Origin of the sequence: Kordia sp. (genome assembly GCF_045105435.1) — a bacterium.
GTDB lineage: Bacteria > Bacteroidota > Bacteroidia > Flavobacteriales > Flavobacteriaceae > Kordia.
Genome location: NZ_JBGCDL010000418.1, coordinates 1 through 5,033 on the forward strand (window position 1 = coordinate 1; position 5,033 = coordinate 5,033).

Consider the following 5,033-nt stretch of genomic DNA (forward strand, 5'->3'; position numbering starts at 1 on the left):
CGAATAACGAATTGACACTTCGACAAGCTCAGAGTAAACAAACAATAAATGAAAAAATACATATACATACTAATCGCTGTCATTACGATAACAAGCTGTAAAACAGAAGTAAAAAAGCGAGTTGGCAAATTGCAAATTGTAACGACGACGACTATGATTACCGATATGGTCAAAAATGTTGGTGGTGATGTTGTGCAAGTAAAAGGTTTGATGGGAAGTGGCGTAGATCCACATTTGTACAAAGCAAGTGCAGGAGACGTAAGCAGGTTATCTAATGCTGATGTAATTATTTATAGCGGATTACATTTGGAAGGAAAACTGGAAGATATTTTTGAAAAATTGCGCAAGCAACAAAAGAAAACTATTGCAGTTTCTGATGCTATCGATAAAAAAGGACTGATTGGCTCCGAATATTTTGCTTCGAACTATGATCCGCATATTTGGTTTCACATTGGATATTGGAAAGAAGCAACACAATTCGTAATTGATGAACTTAAAAAGTTAGATCCGAAAAATGCTGAAAGCTTTGAAACTAACGGACAAGCATATATTGCAAGATTAGAAGCGTTGGCAACTGAAATTGCACTCACTATTGAAACCTTACCTAAAGAAAAGCGAATTTTAGTCACAGCGCACGATGCGTTTAATTATTTTGGAAAATTACACAATTTTGAAGTCGTTGGTTTGCAAGGATTATCAACAGCAACCGAAGCTGGTGTACAAGATGTGCAAAAGCTTGCAACTTTTATTATTGAAAAAAAGGTAAAAGCGGTTTTTGTAGAAAGTTCAGTACCAAAACGTACTATTGAAGCATTGCAAGCTTCCGTAAAAGCAAGCGGACATGAAGTTGTAATTGGCGGAACATTATATTCAGACGCTTTAGGAAATGCAGGAACTGTAGAAGGAACCTACATAGGAATGTACAAATACAATGTACAAACGATTGTGGATGCCTTGAAGTAGGCTTTTTTAATTATAAATTATAAATGTTGAATTATAAATTGAGAAAATGAACTTCAAAACGTCACTTCGAGTGGCGAATCTGTGATTCGTTGTATCGAGAAGTACTTTGGATCCATAGCGAATCAAAGATTCTCGACTGCGCTCGAATTGACAAATTAATAGAAAGACAAAGTTTACGTTTCAAATTGACAAATTGACAAAAAACAAATAAACACTTCGACAAGCTCAGTGTAAACAATAAAAAAATGAAAGAAAAATACGCCATTACGGTAGATGATCTTACCGTTGCATACAATTACAAACCAGTACTTTGGGATATTGATTTAGCAATCCCTGAAAGTGTATTGATGTGTATTGTAGGACCAAATGGCGCAGGAAAATCTACGTTGATCAAAGCAATTTTAGGCATTATAAAACCGATTGCAGGAACAGTTTCTATTTATGGAAAACCGTATGCAAAACAGCGTTCGTTGGTAGCGTATGTTCCGCAAAAAGGAAGTGTAGATTGGGATTTTCCAACAACGGCGTTAGATGTTGTAATGATGGGAACGTACGGAAGTCTCGGCTGGATTAAACGTCCTGGGCAAAAAGAAAAGAAAGCCGCTTTGGAAGCGTTAGAAAAAGTAGGAATGTTGCCTTTTAAAAACAGACAAATAAGTCAACTTTCAGGCGGACAACAACAACGAATTTTCTTAGCGAGAGCCTTAGTGCAAGATGCTTCTATCTACTTTATGGACGAACCTTTTCAAGGTGTAGATGCCACTACCGAAAAAGCAATTATCAATATCTTAAAAGAACTCCGAAAAGCAGGAAAAACAGTTGTTGTAGTGCATCACGATTTGCAAACCGTTCCAGAATATTTTGATTGGGTAACGTTTCTCAATGTGAAAAAAATTGCCACAGGTCCTGTAAAAGATATTTTTAATGATGATAACTTGACCAAAACCTACGGAATTAACTATAAAGTAAGTGTTCAAGAGTAAAAAACAACTAAAAAGTAAGAAACCATAGATTTTCAAGGATACATAGAACTTATTTTTTCCAACTATACGGCGCGCGTTGTGATGTTAGGAACGGCAATATTGGGTGCTATTTGCGGTATGTTGGGAAGTTTTGCCGTATTGCGAAAACAAAGTTTGTTGGGTGATGCCATTTCGCATGCTGCCTTACCAGGAATTGCCATTGCATTTTTGATAACTGGCGTAAAAGACAGTAATTTATTCTTACTTGGCGCTTTAATAAGCGGATTAATTGGTACATTTTGGATTCGTAGTATCACGAAAAGTACGCACTTAAAATCAGATACGGCTTTAGGACTCACGCTTTCCTTATTTTTCGGATTTGGAATGTTGCTTTTAACCTTCATTCAAAAACAGCCGAATGCCAGTCAAGCTGGATTGGACACATATTTATTCGGGCAAGCCGCAACTTTATTAGTAAAAGATGTGTGGCTTATTGCCATTGTTGGCGCAATTGCATTGCTTATTTTATTAGTTTTTTGGAAAGAATTCAAAATCTTACTATTTGATGAAGATTATACCAAAACGCTCGGTTTCAATACACGTTTCATTGACATATTAATCACCACATTTATTGTAATAACGATTGTGTTAGGTTTGCAAACAGTTGGTGTTATTTTGATGAGTGCCATGTTGTTAGCGCCAGCTGCAGCAGCACGACAATGGACAAATAGTTTGGGGAAAATGGTCATATTGGCTGCTGTATTTGGAGCATTTTCAGGTGTTTTTGGTACAGGAATTAGTACCGTTGTCGGGAATTTATCTACAGGTCCCGTAATTGTATTGGTGGCATCAAGTTTTGTGTTGCTTTCCTTTATATTTTCACCCAAAAGAGGTTTGTTATTTAGAGAAATTCGCTTCCGAAAAAACAGAAATAATATCAAAATGCAAAAAACTTTGGCGTTTATGTATGAAATTGCCAAAACACACGAAAATATCTCGCATCCACATGCGATTAAAATATTAAACGGTTTTCAAGGATTTTCCAAGCGTTCATTGCAGGAACTCGTTGATCTAAATTATGTGCAAATAAATGGACAACAATGGTCAATGACACAAGAAGGCTACAAAACAGCCGCTAATTTGTACAACCAACAAGTAGAAGATATTCATGGATAGCGCGCAAATCACCATACAAATTGTTGTAACGTTAGTTGCCATTGCTTGTGCCATTCCAGGCACGTTTTTGGTATTGCGAAAAATGTCGCTCATCAGTGATGCTATAAGTCATTCCATCTTATTAGGAATTGTAATTGGGTTTTTTATTGTGGAAGATACTTCTTCACCATTATTGATTATTTTAGCGGCGTTGGCAGGAGTTGTCACGGTAATTTTAGTCGAATTCATCCAAAAAACAGGACTTGTCAAAGAAGATACCGCAATTGGATTGGTGTTTCCCGCATTGTTTAGTATTGGAGTCATTCTGATTTCTAAAAATGCCAATGATGTACACTTAGACATCGATTCTGTTATGGTTGGTGATTTAAGTTTTGTTGCGTTTGATAACATACTAATCAACTGTCAAGAAGGTGTTGCAGATTCCTGTATCAACTTAGGTCCGAAAGCCATTTGGATTATTGGAACTATTTTAATTATCACTTTAATTTTATTGTTTGCTTTTTTCAAAGAATTAAAAGTCAGTACGTTTGATGCTGGTTTGGCAGCCGCTTTAGGATTTTCGCCAGTAATTATGCATTACGGATTAATGACTGTTTCATCCGTTACTATTGTTGGTGCTTTTGATGCTGTTGGTCCAATATTGGTCGTCGCATTAATGATTGCGCCCGCAGCAACCGCGTATTTATTTACCAAAGACTTAAAGAAAATGCTCTTGCTTTCCTGCTTTTTTGGCGTCATTGCATCCATAGCAGGATTTTGGTTGGCACATATTTTAGATGCGTCTATTTCCGGATCCATGACAACAGTGTTGGCTATTTTATTTTTGTTGGTATTTGAACCCATCATCATGTCAATTTTAGTAAGTATTGCAACAGGAACAAGCATTATTTTTTACCAATATTACGAATTCCTTGTAGCAAATAATCCTAGTTTTGAACTTTCGCTATTTGGTGAAAAAATACGTGAGGTATTTTCAAATTTTGTCTTTATAGATTACTTCTATATCTTTCTCATTACAATCGTATTGGCAACTGTTTTAATCTATATTTTGCCAAAAAGAGGTCTAATTTACGGCTATTACAAAGTGCGACAACAAAAGACAGAAATCATGTTGTTGGTATTTTTATTACATATTAGAAACCATGCAGAAGAAAGCGAACGTCATGTAAAACACCTAAATGAACACATTAATTGGCAACGATTACGTTCACAATCAATTGTGGCATTAGCGGAAAAAAATAATATGATTATTGTTACGGATCAAATTATTTCTCTGACTGAAAAAGGAGAAGATTTCACCGAAAAAGCCATCGATTATATCATCACAAATAAAGATACCGAAATAGAAGAAATGAAAGATGATTTCTTTTTATTTAGAGGATAAACGCATTTATTATTATGAATATTGTAAAAATACTTTGGTACATATTTCTTGCATTTTTTTATGCAGAAGAAGAACCAACGCCAATGCCAGAAGAACCATTTCCAATCATCATACAAAAAAGCCAGATGGAGTGCGGTCCTACATGCTTGCAAATGATAAGCAAATATTATGGAGTGGATTATGAGATAGAAACCTTAAACAAGCTTTCTAACTTACGAGCAGAAGGAACTTCTATGGGAGATATAGCGGATACTGCGGAATTAATTGGACTAAAAACGTTGGCTGTATTAATAGATTATGAAATGTTGTTAAATGACGCTCCGTATCCTGCGATGCTGCATTGGAAAAGTAGACATTTTGTAATTGCGTATAAAGTGAGTAAAGATAGTATTTGGATTGCCGATCCTGCTAATGGTTTACTTACCTACGCTAAAGAAGAATTTATACCAGCTTGGACAGATAGCAATCCTGATAAAGAAAAAGGAGAAGGTTACGTGTTAGTTTTTGAAACTACAGAAGCATTTTATGACGAAAACATCAAAAAGAAA

The 5,033-nt window shown here is 35.6% G+C and carries 5 protein-coding genes; all 5 read left to right on the plus strand.

Annotated elements, in window-relative coordinates; all coding sequences use genetic code 11:
* Window positions 1-48: 48 nt before the first annotated feature.
* Window positions 49-963 (plus strand): metal ABC transporter solute-binding protein, Zn/Mn family, encoded by a 915-nt coding sequence (locus tag AB8B65_RS21050; protein ID WP_405303249.1) that lies wholly within the window; start codon window positions 49-51, stop codon window positions 961-963.
* A gap of 245 nt (window positions 964-1,208) precedes the next feature.
* Complete coding sequence (locus tag AB8B65_RS21055) at window positions 1,209-1,946, plus strand: metal ABC transporter ATP-binding protein (RefSeq protein ID WP_405303250.1); 738 nt, start codon at window positions 1,209-1,211, stop codon at window positions 1,944-1,946.
* A gap of 81 nt (window positions 1,947-2,027) precedes the next feature.
* Window positions 2,028-3,101: a metal ABC transporter permease gene (locus AB8B65_RS21060; RefSeq protein ID WP_405303253.1), complete on the plus strand. Its 1,074-nt coding sequence runs from the start codon at window positions 2,028-2,030 to the stop codon at window positions 3,099-3,101.
* The gene (locus AB8B65_RS21065; protein ID WP_405303251.1) at window positions 3,094-4,485 is read left to right on the plus strand and encodes a metal ABC transporter permease; all 1,392 of its coding nucleotides are present in this window, start codon (window positions 3,094-3,096) and stop codon (window positions 4,483-4,485) included. Before AB8B65_RS21060 ends, AB8B65_RS21065 begins: the two co-directional genes overlap by 8 nt.
* Window positions 4,486-4,499: 14 nt before the next feature.
* A partial coding sequence (locus tag AB8B65_RS21070; protein ID WP_405303252.1) for a cysteine peptidase family C39 domain-containing protein occupies window positions 4,500-5,033 on the plus strand: 534 nt, incomplete at its 3' end.

Coding starts and splice junctions, on each gene's coding strand:
- AB8B65_RS21060 (WP_405303253.1), top strand. CDS start 2,028: ATGTTAGGAACGGCAATATTGGGTGCTATTTGCGGTATGTTGGGAAGT.
- AB8B65_RS21050 (WP_405303249.1), top strand. CDS start 49: ATGAAAAAATACATATACATACTAATCGCTGTCATTACGATAACAAGC.
- AB8B65_RS21065 (WP_405303251.1), top strand. CDS start 3,094: ATGGATAGCGCGCAAATCACCATACAAATTGTTGTAACGTTAGTTGCC.
- AB8B65_RS21055 (WP_405303250.1), top strand. CDS start 1,209: ATGAAAGAAAAATACGCCATTACGGTAGATGATCTTACCGTTGCATAC.